The sequence below is a fragment of the Brenneria izadpanahii genome (assembly GCF_017569925.1).
Lineage (GTDB): Bacteria > Pseudomonadota > Gammaproteobacteria > Enterobacterales > Enterobacteriaceae > Brenneria > Brenneria izadpanahii.
Window position 1 is genome coordinate 4,032,386 of sequence record NZ_CP050854.1, and the last position, 21,877, is coordinate 4,054,262.

General features: G+C 55.2%; 13 protein-coding genes, 2 tRNA genes and 1 pseudogene. 5 read left to right on the top strand and 11 right to left on the bottom strand.

Features of this window, described 5'->3' with window-relative positions; translation table 11 throughout:
• Nucleotides 1-3 precede the first annotated feature (3 nt).
• From rlmM to HC231_RS17985, 4 genes are all read right to left on the bottom strand, one after another.
• On the bottom strand, nucleotides 4-1,104 hold the full coding sequence (rlmM, locus tag HC231_RS17970; protein WP_208228095.1) for a 23S rRNA (cytidine(2498)-2'-O)-methyltransferase RlmM: 1,101 nt from the start codon (nucleotides 1,102-1,104) through the stop codon (nucleotides 4-6).
• Nucleotides 1,097-1,492 carry a DUF423 domain-containing protein gene (locus HC231_RS17975; protein ID WP_208228096.1) on the bottom strand — a complete coding sequence of 132 codons (396 nt, stop codon included), beginning with the start codon at nucleotides 1,490-1,492 and terminating at the stop codon, nucleotides 1,097-1,099. The genes rlmM and HC231_RS17975 overlap by 8 nt, the downstream gene beginning before the upstream one ends.
• Before the next feature lie 109 nt (nucleotides 1,493-1,601).
• A complete protein-coding gene (locus tag HC231_RS17980) occupies nucleotides 1,602-2,525 on the bottom strand; it encodes a transcriptional regulator GcvA (protein WP_208228097.1) in 924 nt (307 codons plus the stop codon).
• A 346-nt stretch (nucleotides 2,526-2,871) separates the two neighbouring features.
• Nucleotides 2,872-3,093: a YgdI/YgdR family lipoprotein gene (locus HC231_RS17985; RefSeq protein ID WP_208228098.1), complete on the bottom strand. Its 222-nt coding sequence runs from the start codon at nucleotides 3,091-3,093 to the stop codon at nucleotides 2,872-2,874.
• A gap of 184 nt (nucleotides 3,094-3,277) precedes the next feature.
• Between HC231_RS17985 and csdA the strand changes: the two genes are divergently transcribed.
• Nucleotides 3,278-4,483, top strand: coding sequence for a cysteine desulfurase CsdA (gene csdA, locus HC231_RS17990; RefSeq protein ID WP_208228099.1), 1,206 nt, complete (start codon nucleotides 3,278-3,280; stop codon nucleotides 4,481-4,483).
• A gap of 11 nt (nucleotides 4,484-4,494) precedes the next feature.
• Nucleotides 4,495-4,941 carry a cysteine desulfurase sulfur acceptor subunit CsdE gene (gene csdE / locus HC231_RS17995; RefSeq protein WP_208228100.1) on the top strand — a complete coding sequence of 149 codons (447 nt, stop codon included), beginning with the start codon at nucleotides 4,495-4,497 and terminating at the stop codon, nucleotides 4,939-4,941.
• A 36-nt stretch (nucleotides 4,942-4,977) separates the two neighbouring features.
• Here the strand turns inward: csdE and tcdA are convergent, their stop codons facing one another.
• From tcdA to mltA, 3 genes and pseudogenes are all read right to left on the bottom strand, one after another.
• Nucleotides 4,978-5,811, bottom strand: a complete 834-nt coding sequence (gene tcdA / locus HC231_RS18000) for a tRNA cyclic N6-threonylcarbamoyladenosine(37) synthase TcdA (RefSeq protein ID WP_208228101.1) — start codon at nucleotides 5,809-5,811, stop codon at nucleotides 4,978-4,980.
• Nucleotides 5,812-6,020: 209 nt separating this feature from the next.
• Nucleotides 6,021-8,320 (bottom strand): annotated as a pseudogene (locus tag HC231_RS18005) (molybdopterin-dependent oxidoreductase).
• A 428-nt stretch (nucleotides 8,321-8,748) separates the two neighbouring features.
• Nucleotides 8,749-9,921 (bottom strand): murein transglycosylase A, encoded by a 1,173-nt coding sequence (gene mltA / locus HC231_RS18010; RefSeq protein ID WP_208231394.1) that lies wholly within the window; start codon nucleotides 9,919-9,921, stop codon nucleotides 8,749-8,751.
• Nucleotides 9,922-10,318: 397 nt separating this feature from the next.
• Between mltA and HC231_RS18015 the strand changes: the two genes are divergently transcribed.
• Nucleotides 10,319-10,395, top strand: a tRNA-Met gene (locus tag HC231_RS18015).
• A 47-nt stretch (nucleotides 10,396-10,442) separates the two neighbouring features.
• A tRNA-Met gene (locus tag HC231_RS18020) sits at nucleotides 10,443-10,519 on the top strand.
• A 144-nt stretch (nucleotides 10,520-10,663) separates the two neighbouring features.
• On the opposite strand, the gene amiC is transcribed toward HC231_RS18020, so the two are convergent.
• The gene (gene amiC, locus HC231_RS18025) at nucleotides 10,664-11,905 is read right to left on the bottom strand and encodes an N-acetylmuramoyl-L-alanine amidase AmiC (protein ID WP_208228102.1); all 1,242 of its coding nucleotides are present in this window, start codon (nucleotides 11,903-11,905) and stop codon (nucleotides 10,664-10,666) included.
• 235 nt (nucleotides 11,906-12,140) lie between these two features.
• Here amiC and argA point away from each other — a divergent pair, with 235 nt between their 5' ends.
• Complete coding sequence (gene argA, locus HC231_RS18030) at nucleotides 12,141-13,466, top strand: amino-acid N-acetyltransferase (RefSeq protein WP_208228103.1); 1,326 nt, start codon at nucleotides 12,141-12,143, stop codon at nucleotides 13,464-13,466.
• Nucleotides 13,467-13,511: 45 nt separating this feature from the next.
• Here argA and recD read toward each other — a convergent pair whose 3' ends face one another.
• Genes recD through ptrA form a run of 3 tightly spaced genes read right to left on the bottom strand, consistent with a single transcriptional unit; the run spans nucleotide 13,512 to nucleotide 21,863 of the window.
• A complete protein-coding gene (gene recD, locus HC231_RS18035) occupies nucleotides 13,512-15,377 on the bottom strand; it encodes an exodeoxyribonuclease V subunit alpha (RefSeq protein WP_208228104.1) in 1,866 nt (621 codons plus the stop codon).
• Entirely contained in the window at nucleotides 15,370-18,918 is a 3,549-nt protein-coding gene (gene recB / locus HC231_RS18040) for an exodeoxyribonuclease V subunit beta (protein WP_208228105.1), read from the bottom strand. Before recB ends, recD begins: the two co-directional genes overlap by 8 nt.
• Nucleotides 18,915-21,863 (bottom strand): pitrilysin, encoded by a 2,949-nt coding sequence (ptrA, locus tag HC231_RS18045; protein WP_208228106.1) that lies wholly within the window; start codon nucleotides 21,861-21,863, stop codon nucleotides 18,915-18,917. Before ptrA ends, recB begins: the two co-directional genes overlap by 4 nt.
• Nucleotides 21,864-21,877 lie beyond the last annotated feature (14 nt).

Genomic DNA, 21,877 nt, shown 5'->3' on the forward strand with positions numbered 1-21,877 from the left:
ATTTTACCGCTCATCACGTCTGCCCGGCACCGCGGCCCAGAAACGGCGGGCATGAACGGTTACCTCTTCGCGATCGTGGTAGAGTTGTTTGGCATGCACTTCCGCATTGACGCCATTTTCCTCCAGCCGTTCGCGGAGTAACGCCAGATTCTGAGAAACTTCCTCAAAACGTTTCTTCATCGGCAGTTTGAGGTTAAAGATCGCTTCTCTGCACCAGCCTTTTACCAGCCAATCGGCAATCAGACTGGTGACCTTGGCCGGTTTTTCCACCATGTCGCACACCAGCCAATAGACGTTATTACGCGGCGGTTCGAAACGAAAGCCATCAGCCTGATGATGCATAACCTGCCCGCTATCCATCAAACTGGGCGCCATCGGGCCATTATCCACGGCGTGAACCATCATGCTGCGCTTTACCAGTTGATAGGTCCAACCGCCGGGGCAGGCGCCCAGATCGACGGCGTACATCCCGCTGGCAAGGCGCTCATCCCACTCATCCGCCGGTATAAAAACGTGAAACGCCTCTTCGAGCTTTAATGTTGAACGGCTGGGCGCGTCCGCGGGAAACTTCAGACGGGGAATGCCCATATAAAACGGTGAATTGTTGTTGCTGTAGGAATAACCCGCATAGCAACAGCCCGGCGCGATAAACAACACATGCAGCACCGGCCGATCGGCTTTCTCATAGCCCAGCAGAATTTTATTTTCACGCAGGGCGGCGCGTAAGGGTACGGTAAACTTGCGGCAGAACTTCATCAGTTCCTTGCTTTCGTTGGTATCCGGGACTTCGACCCGTAGCTCGCCGGCCCGCTCAATCGCCCCCGTCAGCATACCGACAATGGGAGTAATCCGGTCTTCCGGCGGAAGGTCGCGTAACAGTTCGCCGCTGACGAACATCTGACGGGCAAAAATCAACTCATGAAGCGGCAGCTCTTTTATCAGGCGATCGGCATCTTCATGCTGATAGCATTCGAAGATCACGTAACCGCTGTTATCCTTCACCCGCACAAAGCCATAGGCGTTATACTGCGCCGCCTTCTCGGTTATTTCCGCCGCACACTCTTTTTCAAACCCCGGACGACAGTACAAAATAACTTTATTCATGGCGTTCAGCCTTTCTTTTCAGACGCAATGCGCCAACCAACATCAATAACCACCCAATCAGAAAACAGAATCCGCCAATCGGCGTGACATAAGCCCAGAGTTTCAAATGGGAAAGCGCCAGACAATACAGGCTACCGCTGAACAACACCGTGCCCAACGCCAGAAAAACGCTGCTCCAGTAAAACCACAGATTGGTGCGCTGATGCATTGAAACGGACAGCGCCAAGATAGCCAGCGTGTGAAATGCCTGATACTCCAGCCCGGTACGCAACCAGGCAAGCTCTTCCGGCCCCATACTCTTACTTAACACATGGGAAGCAAACGCCCCCAGAGCAACAAAAACAAAACCGCTAATAGCGGCAAAAATCAGCATGAAACGGCTATTCATTGTTGATACCTAATTTTGTGCCTACTCCGTAAGCATTATTGTCGCCGGACAGCGCATAAAACCACCCAGACTCACCGCCTGTAAGGGGCATTCGCTATGCGCCCCGCTATCAGCGCGTACTGTTATCGTAACGGAAGCGAAACTTTTCCTGTTCGCTGGCGGCCCGCGCCAGAATCCAGTGGCGAAAGGCGGCTATTTTACCCAGTTCTGCCTGACTGTCATGACATACCAGATAAAAAGCATTTTTACTAACCAGCACATCATTAAACGGACAGACCAGCCGACCCGCTTCAAGTTCGCTCTGCGCCATCACATTATTCGCCAGCGCAACCCCCTGCCCGTGAATCGCCGCCTGCAATACCATCGCGCTGTGGCTGAAAATCGGCCCCTGCTGCACATTTATTTGTACCCCAAGTTGACGCGTATAAGCGAGCCAGTCACGGCGCGACGTATCATGCAACAGCGTATGCGCGCCCAGATCGGCCGGCGTTTTCAAAGGATGCTCCCCGGTTAACAACGCGGGCGAGCAGACGGGCAGCAGATACTCGGCATACAATTTCTCTACCCGTAACCCCGGCCAGTTCCCCCGGCCATAAAAAATGGCGACGTCCACGTCATCCGACATGCGATCTTCATCGCGATCCACCGCCTGAATTCGCACATCAATGCCCGGATATTCCGTATTAAAACTTGATAAACGAGGAACCAGCCAGTGAATGGCAAAGCTGGGCAGCAGGCTAACGGTCAATGCGCCTTTGGCGCTGCGCGACTGCAGCTTACGGGTCGCTTCATTAAGCGAGGAAAATATTTCTTTTATATCAAGATAATAACTTTGCCCTTCTTCCGTCAGCAGCAGAGAGCGATTACGTCGGCGGAACAATTTCAGCCCCAGGAAATCCTCCAGCGACTTTATCTGATGGCTGACCGCCGCCTGCGTAACGAATAGCTCTTCCGCCGCTTTGGTAAAGCTGAGATGGCGGGCCGCCGCATCAAATACGCGCAAGGAGTTGAGTGGAGGGAGACGTTTCGACATGAATGAAATTCTTTTATTTCCCGATAAATAACATACACATCATGTTCATTTATCTATTAGATTTTATAATCCGAAACATTATAAATTGTCCATTGAGGATGTACCAGCAAATACCTATATTAGCTCGACTTCCTAAGCCGGAACGAAAAGTGCGGAGGGGTAATCCGAAGTGCTTTTGGCTTGTGGTTGTGATGTTGTGTTTGCTATTTGTTTGTCTGCCTTTGCAGATAAGGTAGCCCGGCTACCTTTTCACTTTCTTACATTTACCTTGTCTGTCCTGATTTTAATACAGCACCGCATCTGCGGTGCTTTTTTTATCTCATAGCCGAAAATTATTCACAGAAGATTACTTCGCTTCCGTCATTCCCTGCACAAGATCGCGGCTGATCTGCTGATTCTGGCCGTACGCATCGGTATAGCTAATCATACCGGTTTCATCGTCGACCTGGGGTTTGCCGTCGGCAATGATCGTGCGCCCGTCATTGGTATGAATGACATAATTGCTGGAACAAGCTGCCAGAGAAAACGCCATCACAATAGCGGCGAAAATAGAGATTTTATTCTTCATAGTTAACTCCTGTTGAATAAAAACACTTTACAAGTGACTTTACACACCAATAAATTCTAAAAATTTAACAATCTAAAGTGTAGTATGAATTATCCGCTTTTCCAGAAAATAGCGCTAAGCATCGTCCTAAACTTGTGTCCCCAGTGAAAATGGGACAGGATCTGACTCCCAAAAGAGGATGCTCATGACACCGTTTAACGCCACATCTTTCCGCCGGCAGTTTCCCGCACTGGTGCACCCAGGGGTATACCTTGATAGTGCGGCCACGGCATTAAAACCTCGAATAGTCGCCGATACCGTTCAGCAGTTTTACTGCCAGGAGAACGGTACGGTTCATCGTAGCCAGCACCGTGCGGCGCAGCGGCTGACGCAGCGCTTTGAACGCGCGCGGGAGCAGGTTGCGGCGCTGATACATGCCGACGATGCGCGCTCCATTATCTGGACGAAAGGCACGACGGAAGCCATTAATCTGGTGGCGCAAAGCTATGCCAGACCGCGCCTGCGTCCGAACGATGAGATCGTGGTCAGTGAAGCGGAACACCACGCCAACCTGATCCCCTGGCTGATGGCGGCGGAGCAAACCGGCGCACGCGTAATAAAACTGCCCATCGGGGAGGATTTATTGCCGGATATAAAGCGCCTTCCTCATTTGCTGAACAGCAGAACGCGTATTCTGGCGCTGGGGCACATGTCTAACGTTACCGGCGGCATACCCGATCTGGCGGCGGCTATTCAGCTTGCCCACCACTATGGCGCACGGGTGATGATCGACGGCGCTCAAGGCATGGTTCACTGCCCGCCGGATGTTCAAGCGCTGGATATCGATTTTTATGCGTTCTCCGGACATAAACTGTATGCGCCCACCGGTCTCGGCGTGCTGTATGGGAAAACGGCGCTGTTGGAAAGCATGGCGCCGTGGCAAGGCGGCGGCAAGATGATGACCAAGGTCTCTTTTGATGGTTTTACGCCTCAGGCGATCCCTCACCGTTTTGAAGCGGGTACGCCTCATATCGCAGGCGTTATCGGCCTGTCTGCGGCGGTGGATTGGCTATCCGGGCTGGACTGGCGGGCAGCGGAGCTATACAGTCAAGCGCTGGCCGGCCAAGCGGAAACCCGCCTGGCGCAGTTTCCCGGCTTTCGCAGTTTCCGCTGCGCAAATTCCAGCGTACTGTCTTTCGAATTTGCCGGTATTCACCACAGCGACCTGGTCACGCTATTGGCTGAAAGCGGTATTGCGCTGCGCGCCGGGCATCATTGCGCGCAGCCCTTAATGACCGCGCTCGGAATCGACGGCGCGTTGCGCGCCTCATTTGCCCCTTATAACAACCAGCAGGATGTCGACGCGTTGATTACAGCCGTCGGCGCGGCGCTTGAATTACTGACCGACTAGCGAAGATAACCATGACCGACATGACACATACGGCCCATCCGTTCGGCCGCCAGATTAGCGCAGTTGACCTGAAAACGCGTTTCGACGCCTGCCGTTCATGGGAAGAACGCTACCGGCAGCTTATTTTATTAGCCAAGCAGCTCCCTTCCCTGCCGGAAACATTAAAAAACGAGACGATCGCGCTGTCCGGCTGTGAAAATCGGGTCTGGCTGGGTTATCAACGTCAGGAAGACGGGACGCTGCATTTTTATGGCGACAGCGACGGACGTATCGTGCGCGGATTGCTGGCGGTGTTATTAACCGCGGTAGAAGGGAAAACGGCGGACACATTACTTCAGGAAGATCCGCTGGCGCTGTTCGATACGCTGGGGCTGCGCGCGCAGCTTAGCGCCTCGCGATCGAGCGGCTTAGCCGCGCTGGCCGCCCGCATCCAGGCCATTGCGGCAGAGTGCGCCTGACGATAACCGGAGCAGGCGGCGGCATCGCTAACCTTCCTATGCCGATTTAACCGTCTGACTCTCGTTGGATCGACGCGCGGCTTTCGCCATCATTTTCTTCAACGCATGAGAAACGGCGACAAAACCGAACGTGGCCGTGACCATCGTGGCGGCGCCGAAACCGGATGCGCAATCCATACGTTTGACGCCCTCGGCGGTGCTGCGTGAAGCGCACACCGAACCATCGGGCTGCGGATAAACCAGAGGCTCGCTGGAAAACACGCAATCTATCCCCAGCTTTCCTTTACTGTTTTTCACCACGTTGAAATCATGTTTCAACCGCTCGCGCAGTTTGGCGGCCAGCGGATCCTGAATGGTTTTCGCCAGATCGGCCACCTCGATGCGCGTAGGGTCGATTTGCCCGCCCGCGCCGCCGACGGTCACCACCGGAATTTTGTAACGCCGGCAGTAAGAGAGCAGCGCCGCTTTAGGACGCACGCTATCGATCGCATCAATAACATAACTGAAATTGCGATCGAGCAACGTTTCGACATTCTCGGCGCTGATGAAATCATCCACGCAGGTCACGCGGCATTCCGGGTTAATCGCCAGGATACGTTCCGCCATGACTTCCGTTTTCGCCTGCCCGGTATGCTGACGCAACGCATGGATCTGCCGGTTGGTGTTACTGACGCACACATCGTCCATATCAATCAGGGTGATCGCCCCGATGCCGGTACGAGCCAGCGCCTCCGCGGCCCAAGAACCGACGCCGCCGATACCAATCACACAGACGTGAGCCTCGGAAAACAGTTCCAGCGCCTGCCGGCCATATAAACGAGCGGTACCGCCGAAGCGCTGTAGATAGGCTTCGGATAATTGCGAACTCATTACAACCAACCTTTACATGAGGAAAACAAGAAAATTAACGGTAATATTTGAAATCAGCAATACGTGAGCGACCCCACCCCAATCCACCCCTCCGCAGGGGAGGGAGTTCGGCTCCTCCCCCTGACAAGGGGTGCAGTATGAGCTCTGCGACAAAAAACCGAGCCAATCATAAAGGATCCGCCCGGTTGATGACAAACCGTCTGACGGCGTTACGCCAATACCTGTCGCTTAGCCTTAGGGGAATCGCCGCCGATGACGGGCACGACTTCAACCAGGCAGCTCATGGCGTTCGGGCCTTGCGTCAACGACGAGGTGCCAATATCCAGCGTCAGTACGTTCGCGTTCCCCGATTGCTCAACAGGGTGCCACTCTTTGCGCCCGAAACCGGGTTCGAACCAGGCGCCGGTAGACATGATCACCACCCCCGGCGTAACGCCGTCGGTAATCTGAACGCCGGCGAGGATACGGCCGCGCGCGTTTTTGACCTCCACCAGCGAACGATCGCGGATATCTCGCGCCGCCGCATCCTGCGGATGCATATAGAGCGTCTCTTTGCCTGCGGTTTTATTCGCCTCGACCTGCGGCGTCGTCGCCAGTTGGCTGTGCAGCCGATCCGCCGGCTGAATGGAAATAAAGTGCAGCGGCCAGTTTTTCGCAGCAGACGCCCCCAACCATTCGACCGGCGGCCGCCATTCAGGATGCGGAGCGAAATCGGGATAGCCGTAATCCGCAATAGTCGAACTAAACAGCTCGATTTTACCGCTTGGCGTTTGCAACGCATGCTGCTGCGGATCGCGGCGAAAATCCTCAAAGAAAACAAACGGCTTTTCATCCATCGGGATCTCAACGCGGCCCTGCTGCCAGAAATCCTCGAATGACGGCCAGGATAACCCGGCTTCCTGTTGCCTTGCGCGGCAATCATCATAGAGCGTCGTCAGCCACTCCCGTTCACTACGGTTCTGGGTGAACTCGCCCCAATAACCGAGTCGCTCCGCCAGCTCGCTAAAGATATCAAAATCATGGCGCGCCTGATGGCGGGGCGCAATCGCCTGATGCATAGCGAAGATAAAACGATCGCGGGAAGAGCCGCCGATATCGTTGCGCTCCAGCGTCGTGGTGACCGGCAGCACGATATCCGCCATCTGCGCCGCGGGCGTCCAGACGATATCCTGCACAATCACCGTATCCGGCCGGCTCCATCCTTCCACCAGCCGGTTCAACTGCTGGTGATGATGAAAAGGATTGCCGCCGGCCCAGTGGATGAGATGAATATCGGGATAGGTATGCGTCTCCCCCTGAAAGGTGTACGGCTGACCGGGGTTAAGCAACATGTCGGCGATACGCGCCACGGGAATGGCGCGTCCTGCATTAGCGCTGGAGGGAGAGGCCGGCGCAGGCGTCGCGATACGCTCGTTGCCGACGCTGTTCATTGAACCGTGACCGAACGAAAAACCGCCGCCCGGCAAACCGACCTGCCCCAGCATCGACGACAGCGCGATCATCATCCAGTATGGCTGTTCGCCGCGGTGCGCCCGCTGAACGGAATAGGAACAGGTGATAAAGCTGCGTACGCCGATTAATTGTTTAGCCAGGCGTTCAATGCGCTCGACCGGAATACCGGTGATCCCGCTGGCCCAGGCCGGGGTTTTCGCCGTCCCGTCGCTGCGGCCGCTGAGATAATCCGACAATTGCTCATAGCCGACGCAGTAGCGTTGCAGAAAATCCTTGTCGTCAGCGCCCAGACGCTGAATTTCGTACCCTAACGCCAGCATCAGGGCGACGTCGGTATTCGGGCGGATAGGGATCCACTCCGCATTGACAAATTCAGGGCAATCATCGCGCATCGGGCTGATATTAATCACCGGAATGCCCTTCGCCACCAGCGTTTCCAGCGCGGGTTTCAGCGTATGATGCCCCGCTCCGCCGGAGGCCACCTGCGCATTTTTCAACGCCAGACCGCCAAAGGCGAGAAAAATTTCACAGTGCTCGGCGACGCTGCGCCACTCCGTCACCTTGCCAGTCAACGGATGAAAGGTACCGATCACATACGGCAGGAAAAACTGCGCCGCCCCCAGCTGTAGTTACCCTGCTGATCCACCGCGCCGCCGCCGGAAAAATAGAAGCGCCGCACCTGAGAACGAGCGTGGTGAAAACGCCCGGCGGAAGACCAACCATAAGAACCGGCGAATAGCCCGTCGGCGCCATAGCGATCGCGGATACGGCGGTTCTCTTCGGCAACCAGTTTCAGCGCGACATCCCAGTCGACTTCAACAAAATCCTCTTTGCCGCGTAGCGAGCCATCGCTGTTCTCCCGCTTTTGCAGCCAGGAACGGCGAACGGCGGGCCGCCGGATGCGGCGTTCCGAATAGACCAGCGGGACAATGGAATCAAGCATTGGCGAGGGGGAAGGATCGTCCGCGAACGGCTCACAACGAATCAACTTTCCATCCTCAACAACGGCGGTAAACGCTCCCCAGTGAGCCAGATGTGGATAACGCTTAATCGTCATGACGACCTCATGGCAAGTAGTTAGCAGGGTATAGAATATACCTGAACTCACGCTTTACCCAATCGCCGAAACGGTAAATAGCCTTATATAAATAGCAATAAATCAGATAACAAAAGTTAATTATCGATAATAAATCGCTTTCCGGCGCAAATAACCATAAAAAACCTGAGGATACCGGGCGAGTAAATAAAATCGTCCGGATATATAAAAATTCAGCGGTTCACGGGCAGAACCATAACCCTATAAATAAAATGGATATTTTTAACGTTATATAAAATATCAGGTTATTGAAACGATCCCATTCCGGCCGCCCAAATAAACGGTTACGCCGGATAATCTATTTCAGATAAGGGATTAAAGGGAAAAGCGTAAATAAGGTATTACCCGCGGCGCCATTGGCCTGCCGCGGGTAAAGGATCGGCGGCGCGTTAATTCTGCGGATTGCTGACCAGCAGCGATCCGGAATTATTGCTATTCATTAACGGAGCGCTTTGCGAAGCGCTGAACAAGGTTCCGTTACTCTGCGTATTTTTTAAGACCCATACCCGGCCATAGTGATTATAGAAACCCGCCGCATGGCCTGCCTCATGGCCGATACCCTGATAAATATCAAAGTGCTGGCCTTTAATGGCGCCGCCGACGTCCAGCGCCACCATCAGGCGCATTTCATATTTACCGGTGAACTTCCCTTCATTATCCAATAATGGCACCTCCGCCAGCAGCGCGGTTCCGGCCGGGATCAGCGAACGGTCGGAAGCCACGGACGCTTTGGCGACCAGCGGCACCGCGCTCGCCCCCTTGACCGGCGACGTCATCATCGGTTTAAAGAACACGAAGGACGGATTCTCCTCCAACAGTTCGCGCACCTCATATTCCGAGTGCTGTTCGGCCCATTTGCGGATCGCCTGCATGGACATATCTTCACGCGCCACTTCGCCGCGATCGATCAGAACCTTGCCAATACTGCGGTAGGCATGGCCGTTTTTACCCGCATAGCCGAAGAACGTTAGCGGGCGGCCGTCGCCAAAATCGATGTAGCCGCTGCCCTGCACTTCCATCATAAAGTTATCCACCAGCGAATTAGTCCAGGCCAGGGCTAAGCGATCGTCTAAAGAGCCGGAGTAAATAGATGCTCTATCCGGCAGGCGGCGATTTTTCTTGCCGCGCGAAGGCATGGCATAAAGCGGATAGCGAAACTCGCCCTGACGGGTATAGCGGGCTTGCAGAACCGGAGTGTAGTAGCCGGTAAACTGGACGTTGCCGAAGTTGTCCACCCCCTCCATCTGCCAGGCGCTGAGGCCAAACTTGCTCAGTTCGCGGGTATCGGCTCCCGACATCATCCAGTTTTCTATCGCCTGGAAGGTACTATTATTGCTGGTATACAGGCCGGGCGAAGCGTTCCTGATTTCAGCGACCTGATCGACAAAGTCTCTGGCATTAACGGGTTTGCCGGTTGCATTCGGCTCATTCACCAGTTCCAGAGGCTGATTGAGGTGTCCATCCTTATATTGCTGTCCCCGATCGGTGGGTTTGGATTGGCACCCCGCAAGAATGGCAATTACCACGCCGGTCAGCAAATATTTTCCCCAACATCCTCTCATCTTCTTTGCGCTCTCTTTTGACATCGACAGATTCACCGCCGAACGATAACAAACACCTATAGAGAAAGAAACGTCACCTAATAAAAAATCGCCGGAAGCGATTTTCAACGTCGCATAGCGACGGCCCGCACAGCGAGCCACAGGGACGAGCCGCTCATATTGTAGTACCGATAGAGATACCAGAGCGACCGCGGCGCGGGCTGTTAGCGCAATATTGGGCTTTACCCCCCATTTTCGCTTCGCCGCGGCGTAAATCGTCGTCCATTAAAACCGTCGGCGCAACGTTTAAAAAATAGCCCATTAGGTTGCAAATTCAGCACCCGTGCGGGTTATACGGCATTTTTTACAAAAATAGGTTGCACTGAAGCTCATGGGGAGTATAGTGCGCATCCACGGACGCGGGGTGGAGCAGCCTGGTAGCTCGTCGGGCTCATAACCCGAAGGTCGTCGGTTCAAATCCGGCCCCCGCAACCAATTGATGTGAATAGACCATCAAAAGTAAAAGACAGTATCAAGACGGACGCGGGGTGGAGCAGCCTGGTAGCTCGTCGGGCTCATAACCCGAAGGTCGTCGGTTCAAATCCGGCCCCCGCAACCAATTGATTCTTATTAAAAAGGCACCCTTAGCGGGTGTTTTTTGCTTTCTGGCGTCCCCCATTCTCGCCAACGCATTATTATTTATGCCGCGTAACACTCTGCAAGCCATTCCCCTCTCGGCCCCGAAAATCGCGCCGGTATAGCGCTAGCGCCCCGTCTGACTGGCGAAATAGGCTTTAATTCCGTCAAGGATCGATTGGGCTACCTGCTGTTGAAACTGGCTGGTGCGCAACTTGCGCTCTTCTTCAAGATTACTGATAAATGCCGTTTCTACCAGCACGGAGGGAATATCCGGCGCTTTTAGCACCGCGAATCCGGCCTGGTCGACGCTATTTTTATGCAGACGGTTAACCTTGCTTAAACGGGTTAGTATTTCCTTCCCGAACTTCAAGCTGTCGTTAATGGTAACGGTCTGAACCAGGTCAAGCATGGTGTGATCCAGATAGCGATCGCCGCTCATGCTGACCCCGCCGATTAAATCCGATTCGTTCTGCGTCTGCGCCAGAAAGCTGGCAGCGGTGCTGGTCGCTCCCTTTTTCGACAGCGCAAATACCGACGATCCCCTTGCCGCGCGGTTGGTGAACGCATCCGCATGAATGGAAATAAATAGATCGGCCCGCTGCTTACGCGCTTTGGCGACCCGCACGCGCAATGGAATGAATACGTCCTCATTGCGCGTCATATAGGCTTTCATATTAGACTCGCGTTCAATCAGAGCGCGAAGCCGGCGGGCGATTTGCAGCACGATATCTTTTTCGCGGGTTTTATTTTTACCAATCGCGCCGGGATCTTCGCCGCCGTGGCCGGGATCCAGCATAATAACCAGCGGCCGATCGCGTCCGGCTTTCCCCGCCTGCGGCGCTTCCGCCGGCAATGTCCGCTCCAGATCGCCTTTGTTGTAATCCTCCAGCAACGCCAGCAGCGGATCCTCTTCGTTATCATAACGGCCGGCCAACGGATAAAGATCCATCACCAGACGATGTTTGAATTCGGCCACCGGGCCCAGCGTAAAGAGCTTGGCATCAACGCCTTGTTTTAGCTCAAGAACCAAGCGCAACGTATTTTTATCAAACTGGCCAATCCTGGCATTTTTAATCAACGGATCATTTTGGTGAAACTGGGCGGGAACATTCTTCAGGACGCTATTGAGATGAATATTTTCAATATCCACCACCAGACGATCCGGATTGCCGAGGGTGAATTGCTTGTATTTAAGCGAAAGATTTGACTCCAGCGTTACCCGGGTATAGGAAGAAGAAGGCCAGACGCGTACGGCGATAACCTGGGCAACGGCGGCCAAACCAACGCCGCTTACACTTAATAGCCAAGTTGCCGCGGCGCTTTGCAGCAGGCGCCGCCGAGTCAGATTGTGATTCGAGTAAGACATGCAACTCCGGTCTGATTACAGTGCCACTGCCGATACGGGAAGCAGAAATCGCAAAATTGTCAAAAACTTTAACCAATCTCTACACCGGTGTCATGCAAAAATCATTGTTACGCTTTCTCTTCCCGCTTCTTGCAAATTACGGCGGCATTGACTTTGCTTATTACATACCCCTTGCCTTTTACCTCGCAAAGAATAAAAATACAGAAATTACGAATAAAAATTCAAAGGAGTCGCAGTGAAGGAGCGTAGTACAGAACTGGTCGAGGGCTTTCGCCACACCGTTCCCTATATCAATGCCCACCGTGGCAAAACCTTTGTCATCATGCTGGGCGGCGAAGCCATTGAGCATGAAAACTTCGCCAATATCGTCAACGACATCGGGCTACTGCATAGCCTGGGCATCAAGCTGGTGGTGGTGTATGGCGCTCGTCCGCAGATCGATAGCAATCTGACAACGCATCACTACGAACCGCTTTACCATAAAAATATCCGTATTACAGACAGTACGACGCTAGAGCTGGTTAAACAGGCAGCCGGAATGCTGCAACTGGATATCACCGCCCGTCTATCCATGAGTTTGAATAATACGCCGTTGCAGGGCGCGCACATCAACGTCGTCAGCGGCAACTTTATTATCGCCCAGCCTCTCGGCGTGGATGATGGCGTCGACTACTGTCACAGCGGCCGTATCCGCCGTATTGATGAAGATGCGCTGCACCGTCAGTTAGACAGCGGCGCGATCGTGCTGTTGGGCCCGGTGGCGGTTTCCGTCACCGGAGAGAGCTTTAATCTGACTTCCGAAGAGGTCGCCACCCAGTTGGCGATCAAACTGAAAGCGGAAAAAATGATTGGCTTTTGCTCTTCACAGGGCGTGACGAATGAAGAAGGCAAAATCATTTCCGAGTTATTCCCGGATGACGCCCAAAAACGCATTGAAGCGTTGGAACAGGAAGGCGATTACCAGTCCGGTACGGTCCGATTCCTGCGCGGCGCGGTTAAAGCCTGCCGCAGCGGCGTGCGCCGCAGCCACCTGATCAGCTATCAGGTCGACGGCGCCTTGCTGCAGGAACTGTTTTCCCGCGATGGCATCGGTACGCAGATCGTCATGGAAAGCGCCGAGCAGGTGCGCCGTGCAACGATTAACGATATCGGCGGCATTCTGGAGCTGATTCGCCCGCTGGAACAGCAAGGCATTCTGGTCAGACGCTCCCGCGAACAGTTGGAAATGGAGATCGATAAGTTCACCGTTGTCGTCCGCGATAACCTGACCATTGCCTGCGCCGCGCTTTATCCGTTCCCGGAAGAGAGCATCGGTGAAATGGCTTGCGTCGCGGTGCATCCGGACTATCGCAGCTCCTCACGCGGCGACACGTTACTGCAAAGAATCGCCGCTCAGGCCCGTCTGCAAGGGCTGAAAAAGCTGTTTGTCCTGACGACGCACAGCATCCACTGGTTTCAGGAACGCGGATTTTTGCCCGCCGAAGTGGAAATGCTGCCGAGGAAAAAACAGGAACTGTATAACTATCAGCGCCGCTCCAAAATCCTGGTGCTGGATCTGTAACAACCATCCCCATAGCGGAGTTCATCCTGCTACGGGGATGCCGTGTTAGCGATGCTCGTCTGATGAAAGCGCCATGATGCGTTCAACCAAACCGCTATGACGCTGGGTGGGGGTTTTCACCGCTCGACACAAAATTTTGGTATCCGCATACAGCGACAAACGCTGACGGGCGCGGGTGATGGCGGTATAGACCAATTCCCGCGTTAATACCGGCAGATAATGGTTCGGCAATATCAGCGCGGTATGTTCGAATTCCGATCCCTGCGACTTATGCACCGTCATGGCATAGGCCGTATCGTGCGGCGGCAAACGGCTCGGCGCTACGGCCTTGGTTTTGCCGTTGGGGAGTTGAAAGTAAACCCGCAGTTCTCCCTTTTCACTCAGCATGGCGATACCGATATCGCCATTAAATAATCCCAGCACCGCATCATTACGCTCGATCATCACCGGGCGACCAACGTACCAGCGATTAAGCGGATTACGGCTGCGATGGATCAGTCCGCTTTTATCTAATGCCTGTTCAATCCGCTGGTTAAGCCCCGCCACGCCGAATGGCCCCTCGCGCAGAGCGCACAGTTGACGATAGCGTTGGAAGGCCGTCAGAACCGTTTCCGGATCGGCATCGGCGGCAATAAGCCGTAAATAATCCCGGTAGCCTGCAACGCATTGCGCCAGCATCTGCTGGTAATCTTCCGCTGCGGCCAGCGGACGGCAGGAGATATCCGTAAAGCTAGCGTTCAAAACGGCAAGCACTCGCCGGTCATCGCCGTTGTTCACCGCCAAAGCCAATTGCCCGATGCCGGAATGCCGATCGAAACGATAGCTTTTACGCAACAGACAGATGCTATCCCCGACGGTTGCCCGGTTTTCAGCCCCGTCATCGTCAAGCCGGCAGCCGGTCAGCCGCTGTAGCTGCTGCGCCCTTGCCCGGCTGTAGCCCGCCTGCGCAAAGCGGCAGATATCTCCCAGCACCGCTCCCGCCTCCACCGACGCCAGCTGATCGCGATCGCCCAGAAAGATGACCTTCGCCTGCTCAGGCAGCGCGGCGATCAGATTCGCCATCATCGGCAGATCGACCATTGAGGCTTCATCCACCACCAGTACATCAAGGTGCAGCGGATTCCCCTGATGGTGACGCAATCGTTGACTGTCGGGCACCGCCCCTAACAAACGGTGGAGCGTGGTCGCTTCCTGGGGAAAGCGCTCCCGGTGAGCCTGACTCAGCGATAGGTTGCTCAACGCCGCGCCCAGCGACTCCGTTAAACGCGCGGCGGCTTTCCCCGTCGGCGCGGCCAGTTGAATACGCAACGGCGTTCCCGAATTAAGCTGAATCAACGCGGCCAGCAGTTTGGCGACCGTGGTTGTCTTACCGGTGCCCGGCCCGCCGGAAATCACGGTGATACGCCGGGTCAGGGCGACGGCCGCCGCGACTTTTTGCCAGTCGATTTCACCGTCGACCGGTGGAAACAGGCTATCTAACACCGTGCGGATAGGTTGCTCATCGATCCGGGGATCGTGATCCTCACCGGCGATAAACCGCGCGACCTGTCCTTCGCTCTGCCAGCTGCGCTGCAAATAGAGATTTTGTTGCCGCAACACCAGCGGCGTCGGGCTATTGCCGTCGCCCACGGCGGGGGATGCCAACAGGCATCGCCGCCACCCGGATGCGTCCAATTTTCCGGCGGCTTCCCATACCGACTGAGCCAATTCACGATCGCGATCGTCAAACAACAGCGAGGGCTGTAAAACTTCCAACGGCAGGCAAACATGTCCGGCGCCGGACTGCGCGCTTAGACAGGCCGCGGCCAGCAGCAATTGAGGGTTGTCGTCATCCGCCAGCATCCTGGCGAACTGAATATCCAGCGGGCGCAGAAGCCGGCGCTGTAATGCCGTTTCGAGTAACTCAATCATGACTGGCATCCTGTATCAGCGTTCCTTCGAATAGCCGATCCAACCCGGCGATAAAGGCTTGCGGCGGGCGAAAAGAAAACACGCCGTTACCGGGAGCATTTGCATCAACGCCGCGCAAAAACAGGTAAAACACGCCGCCGAAATGACGCTCATAGTCATAATCGGCAATGCGGTGACGCAGATAGCGATGCAGCGCCAAACTATAAAGCTGATACTGCAAATCATAACGATGTTCCGCCATCGCCTGCATCATGGCTGACTGCGTGTAAGCGCTCGCATCCGCGCCCAGCCAGTTGGATTTGTAATCCAGCAGGTAGTAGCGTCCTTGCCAGCAAAACACCAGATCGATAAACCCTTTCAGCATCCCCTTAACCTGTTGAAAGGACAACGGCGGACACCGGGCGGACAAAGGATCATATTGCTTTGCCAGGCGATCGAACCAAGTTGCCTGCACCGGCGCCTGAATCGGCAGATAAAACTGGAGCTCCGCCTGCTTGCGCCGGGGATCCAGCGCGGACAACGCGATGCCCTCGTCATTCAGGGGCGTGGTTAACACCGCCTCCATCCACTGTCGCAATACGGGCAGCCAGACCTCCTCCAGCCCTTGCAGTTGCAATTGCTCGGCCAGCCAGGCTTCATCGATCGGCTGAGTAAAATCCAGCGTCTCAAACAGGCTATGTAAAAACGTGCCGGGGCTCGCGCCTCGCGGAAATGTGTGCGGGGTAAACTGCGTTTCCGGCTCTTCCTGACGCTCGCCCATCGCTTCAATATCCAGACGCGGTATCAGTTCCTGCACGACGGAAGAACCATGCTGCTGTAACCCGGAATAACTGGTCATCCGCCAGCCGTCCCTCGGCGCCCGGTCACTGCGGCGCGCTTGTAACTCAACCTTCTCCGGCTCGTTCGGCCGCCAGGGAAGTTCATCGTTGATCTGCGCCGGCGTTAATACCACGCCGTCGCCCGTCATGGCTTCAAGTTCGGCGATCAACGCCGCCACGTCGGCTTCTTCTCCGCGCTGGAGCAGATATCCCAGCGCGCTCTGGTGCATATCGCTGCCCGCCGTTTTCTTACGCGAACGCTGAAGCGGAGCTACGCCAACGCTGCAATGATAAATGGAGCGGGTCAGCGCCACATACAGCAGACGCAAATCCTCCGCCAGACGCTCCTCTTCCGCCAGCGTTCGGCTTTCCTCACTGTTATCCAGATCCAGTAAAGCCTGATAGGTGCTTCTATCGTGATAAATCCCTTGCGACTGTTCGCGGAAATTGCTGATAAACGGCAGCCAGACCAGCGGATACTCCAACCCTTTGGATTTGTGAATCGTCACGATCTGCACCAGATGGCGATCGCTTTCCAGCCGAAGCTGCTGATTATCCGCCTGCGGATTCGGTTGGGTAATCTGCTGCGACAGCCAGCGCACTAACGCGTGCTCGCTGTCCAATGCCGATGAGGCATCCTGCAATAATTCGCCGATATGCAGAATATCGGTTAACCGGCGTTCGCCATCGACGCTGGCCAGCAGGTTCTCCGCCAACTGATGGCGGCTCATCAGCGCGCGCAACATAGGCAATACGCCGCGCTGCCGCCAGAGCGCGCGATAACCGGCGAATTCATCGACCAGAGCATCCCATGCGGCTTCGCTGCGGCTTAGCGCATCCACCGCCTGCGCGTCCAATCCCATCAGGGAGGTGGCCATCGCGCTGCGTAATGTTCTTTCCTGTTCCGGCGCCAACACCGCCTGCAGTAGCCACAGGATATCGCGGGCTTCCGGAGTGGTAAAAACGCTGTCGCGGTTGGAAAGGTAAACCGACGGAATCGACAGCCTGCTGAGCGCGTCCCGCACCAGCGCAGCCTCATGGCGGCTGCGCACCAGTACGCTCATGTCCGAGGCCTGAACCAGACGCCGCGTTTTACCGGTTTCTAACCAGGCTTCATTCCGCTGGCTGGCCGCCAGCCAGTCTCTGATTTGCGCGGCGCATTGCCGGGCCATTAGCTGCTGGTAGTCGCCCACGCCGATAGACTCCGTTCCCGTCAACCATAGCTGGAGCGCCGGCTGAGGTTTTCCGGCTACGTTAAAAACCAGATCGCGTTTCGGTTCGGCGGGGGAAACGGCAAGAAAAGGAATATCTTTAAAGATAAAGGGATGCTCAAGACGCTGAAACAAACGGTTAACTCCGCGCACCATCTGGTGTGATGAACGCCAGTTGGTATCCAGCGTGTAATGCGCGCTCACCTCCGATCGGGCGCGCATATAGGTAAAAATATCCGCCCCGCGGAATGCATAGATCGCCTGTTTCGGATCGCCGATCAACAGCAGGCCACACTGCGCCTGCCCGACATACAGCGCGCTAAAAATCCGGTATTGCTGGGGGTCGGTATCCTGAAACTCGTCGATCATCGCCACCGGATAGCGTTCCCGAATTGAGGCGGCCAGTTGTTCTCCGCCCGTCTGCCGCAGCGCCTCATCCAACCGGCTCAGCAAATCATCAAATCCCAGTTCCGCCCGCTGGCGTTTTTCCTCCCGCACAGAGCGGCGGATTTCACTCAATGCCCGCACAATCACCAAATCACGCAGGGAAAGCGAGGCGCCAAGCAATTTATCCGTCGCCTCAAACACCGGATGTAACGGCGGCTCTCCCTTTTTGGTTTTTTCTATCAGCGTCTGCTGGCTAAATCTGTCCAGCTCTTTCGGCAATTGATAATCCTGCGTTGGCTGCTCCGCCCACGCGGTTATCTTCCGCAGCCAATTAGGCAGATGCTTACTGCTATAGCTACGTTTGTCCACGCCGGATGCGTCGATCAGCGCCGCCAAATCCGCCGAGGCCGCCAGCCATTGCCGCTTAAACGCATCAATCGCCGCAACGATTTTCTGATGGCGGCTCAGCAGCGTTTCATCATCCTGCGGCGAACTGCGCAAAACCGGCGTTTCGCCGTGCAGATAGGGCATCAGGTCGGTCAGTAAACTCTCGGGCCCGCTCCACTCCAGCCCCACGACGCGCGCCACCTCCAGCGGTAAAGGATAGCAGTAGCGACGCCAGAAATCGGCGCAGGCCTGACGGCGTAGCGGCTGCTCATCCTCAATCAATTCCTGTTCAAACAGCACGCCGGATTCAAAGGCATTGGTGCTTAACATCCGCTGACAAAAACCATGAATGGTATAGATAGCGGCTTCATCCATTTGCCGTTCAGCGGCAAGCAGGACATCCGCCGCATCGGCGAGATCCGGGATCTCGGCCAGCAGCATGGTCAGCAGCGGATCCTGGCTCTCCCCGCGAATACAGGCTATGCGCAGGGCGTGGATCTTCTCGCGGATACGCTCACGCAACTCTTCTGTGGCGGCCTCGGTGAAGGTCACCACCAGAATTTCCTCTACCAGCAATTGCCGGGGGTAAGCCGAGGCGCCCCCTAATCCCAGCAGCAGGCGTAAATAAAGCGCGGCAAGCGTATAAGTTTTCCCGGTTCCGGCCGAAGCCTCAATCAGCCGCTCCCCCAGAAGCGGCAACGTCAGAACGTTTAATGATTGCGGCGCGGCAGGCTTCATTTTTGCTCACCCGCGTTCGTGGTTTCCGCTGCGGCTTCACGCTTCTTGGCGGCGCTATCCTGCGACGGCGCTTTTTGCAGCGGCAGCGTTTTTTGCAGCGAAGACATATTCGGGTAGGTATGCCATTCCTGCGGCGCGGCATAATCCGCCTTGCCATGATGACTGCCGGAAATTTGCGATAATACCGCCAGCCCTTCCGGCTTCAGCGCCTGGCGGAAGAAATCGGCCAGTTGCGCCACCGTCAGCGGTTTGATTTCCTCAATAATCTTCTCCCGGGTATCAAACGCAAAGTTCTCCCTAGTCAGATCGTTACGCAGCCGGCTTATCTCTTCATCCAACGTTTGCGGACGCTGGCTTAGCTCATTGATTATGCCTTGCTTGTACTGGGCGAAATCTTCCGCGCTCATCGCACTCAACCGTTTTTCGGCCTTCTGATAGAAATCCAGATAGCGTTGATACAGATAGGCGGGCTGTTTGCTGTTGCTTTGCAGCAGGAAACCAATCCCCCACTGCCGTCCAACCGATATCGGGAAAGCAAACACCGCATAGCCGAGCTGCTCCTCCGTTCTCAGTTGGCTGTAGAACCAGGGTTGAATAATCTGCCCCAGCGCGGAGCTATAGGCCATACTTTGCGTTTCGCTATAACCGATGGGAATATAGACCGCCGCCAAGGCGGAATCGGTGCTGCTCCCCGGCTTTTGCAAATTGGCCCGCTGCGATTTACTGATGCTAACCTCGTCACTGCGCTGCAGGTTTTCCCCATTGCTCTTTAAATGCGCTTTCAAAGTCTGCGCCAGTTCAATCACTTTCTCCGGCGATAGATTCCCCACCACCAGCATTTCCGGCGTAGCTTTTTGCAATAACGAATTCCGGTAATCAACAACCTCTTGCAAACGAATATCCTTTAACAGTTCGCGCCGCTCGGAACGTTCGGTATAAGGCACCTGCGACAACGCCTGTATTGGCTGAATGGCCTGTTCGAACGCTTTCGCTTTTTCCGCCGCGTCCAACTGTTCCCGATACCAGGATTTCGCCTGCTGCAATTGTTCTTCAGTCGGCGAGAAAGAGGCATAGCCATCCGCCAGCGCCAGCAGCAGTTGAGGCAAGCGCTGGGTAAAGCCGTTGGCGTTGATCACCAGGCCGTCATTGCTGGTGGTGGAGAAGCTGATACCGCCAACCGACGCCTGATAGCTCAATTCATCCAACGCCAGGCCGGCCAGATAATCATTCAGGGCGAACAGCACCTGATTGCGGGCGGTGCTTCTGGCTTCATTATTTCGCAGAAGCAGCATAATCTCCGCCTTGGGTTCATCGGCAAAATAGCGGCTCGGCATATACAGCACGCGCAGGCCGGGCTGTTGCAGCAATATTTTCGGATGCGTGATGCTGGTATCCGCCTTGATCAGGGAGAAGTCATCCGGGATATAAGGATTGACGGCGGGCAAGGTTAGTGAAATTTTCTCTCCCAGTTGCCGCCACTTGGCAAAAGTCGCGGCGGGGATGGCATCGACCTCATAAGGCGCATCAACGAAATAAGCGACTTTGTTATGGGGTTCATTAGGGCTGATCAGCCAAATGCGCGCGTTCTGCGGGGTCATATAATCCAGCCGCTCGGCAATCGCCTTGGGATCGTATTGGTCGGCCAGATACATGGCGTCCAGCGTATGCTCCACCGGCACCCGCAACATGGTATCCACCAGCCACTCAATATAATCCATATCGCGGCTGATGGAGGGATAGCGGAAATCCAGATCCAGCACCCTGGCTATCTCATCGAAATAGCGCTGTTGGATCCCTTCCCGGCGCACCTGCCCCAGGTAATTGAATATCGCCGCGATAACTTCGTCGCGCTGCGCCAGCCCCTTATCCGTTAAAGAGGCCGAAATCGAGAAAACGCCGCCATTGCGATCGATAACCGGATCGGAACCGGCGCCGATCGATTCAATCAGCCCCTCCTTCTGTAGCCAGTCTGATAGCGTATTCTGGCTGCGGTTACCAATCAGATAGCTGATATAGGTATCGGTTTTACTGCGAAATGCCTGACTGTTGTTATCCACCCGGAATTCAATGCGCAGTTGTTTGCGCGGCTGAGCCGGAACATAGTGGATCATGATGCCGCGCTGTTTCTCCGTAGCCGCCGGTACGGTGATCGGCGGAACGTCGGCATTATGATTGGCGATACGGCCAAAGGTTTCCGCCGCCAGCTTCGCCAGGGACGGTAAAGGCTGATTGCTGTAAATCACCCCTTTCATCAGGTTGGCTGAATAATAGCGCTGGTAAAACTTCACCAGTTCATCATGCAGTTTGCTGCCGGGCTTATCGCTCAGGGTTTCGAGATTGCCGCCGGAAAAGCGTGAACTGGGATGCGCCGGGTTTAAGGTTTCCGCCCCCACCTGCGCCATACGATGACCGTCGCGAGAGCGCGCCATGGTCAATTCCGCATTAACCGCATGACGTTCGCGATCGGCGTTGACCGGATCGAGCAAAGGCTCGGCGATGGCGTCAGCCAGACGATCGACCGCCGGTTGCAACGCATCGTTCTCCACTTCCAGATAGAACGCGGTACGATAAGAGGCGGTGCTGGCATTGTGGCTGCCGCCGTGTTTTTTCAGGAATTCGGCAAGCGCTTCCGGTTCCGGATAGCGTTTGGAGCCCATCAAAACCATATGTTCGAGATAATGGGCCAGGCCAAGCTGGCTATCCGGATCCTCCAGCGATCCTACCGGTAATGCCAGCGATGCCAGAGACTTCGTTGCCTGCGGATCGGAAACCAGCAGCACCGTCATCCCGTTATCCAGTTTTATCGCCTGATACTGACGCGGGTCTTTTTCGCTTTTACGGATGGTTTGAGCTAGAGGCTGCCAACCTGTTTCAGCCCAACTCTGCGGAAGCCAGAAAGTAAATAAAAAAAACAATCCGGTGATCCAGACAAACTGCTTACGCATGCATTTCTCCAATA

What these genes read in the sequence shown, in the direction of transcription:
- rlmM (WP_208228095.1), bottom strand. Translation starts at nt 1,104, where the DNA reads ATGAATAAAGTTATTTTGTACTGTCGTCCGGGGTTTGAAAAAGAGTGT.
- HC231_RS17975 (WP_208228096.1), bottom strand. Translation starts at nt 1,492, where the DNA reads ATGAATAGCCGTTTCATGCTGATTTTTGCCGCTATTAGCGGTTTTGTT.
- HC231_RS17980 (WP_208228097.1), bottom strand. Translation starts at nt 2,525, where the DNA reads ATGTCGAAACGTCTCCCTCCACTCAACTCCTTGCGCGTATTTGATGCG.
- HC231_RS17985 (WP_208228098.1), bottom strand. Translation starts at nt 3,093, where the DNA reads ATGAAGAATAAAATCTCTATTTTCGCCGCTATTGTGATGGCGTTTTCT.
- csdA (WP_208228099.1), top strand. Translation starts at nt 3,278, where the DNA reads ATGACACCGTTTAACGCCACATCTTTCCGCCGGCAGTTTCCCGCACTG.
- csdE (WP_208228100.1), top strand. Translation starts at nt 4,495, where the DNA reads ATGACCGACATGACACATACGGCCCATCCGTTCGGCCGCCAGATTAGC.
- tcdA (WP_208228101.1), bottom strand. Translation starts at nt 5,811, where the DNA reads ATGAGTTCGCAATTATCCGAAGCCTATCTACAGCGCTTCGGCGGTACC.
- mltA (WP_208231394.1), bottom strand. Translation starts at nt 9,921, where the DNA reads ATGAGAGGATGTTGGGGAAAATATTTGCTGACCGGCGTGGTAATTGCC.
- amiC (WP_208228102.1), bottom strand. Translation starts at nt 11,905, where the DNA reads ATGTCTTACTCGAATCACAATCTGACTCGGCGGCGCCTGCTGCAAAGC.
- recD (WP_208228104.1), bottom strand. Translation starts at nt 15,377, where the DNA reads ATGATTGAGTTACTCGAAACGGCATTACAGCGCCGGCTTCTGCGCCCG.
- recB (WP_208228105.1), bottom strand. Translation starts at nt 18,918, where the DNA reads ATGAAGCCTGCCGCGCCGCAATCATTAAACGTTCTGACGTTGCCGCTT.
- ptrA (WP_208228106.1), bottom strand. Translation starts at nt 21,863, where the DNA reads ATGCGTAAGCAGTTTGTCTGGATCACCGGATTGTTTTTTTTATTTACT.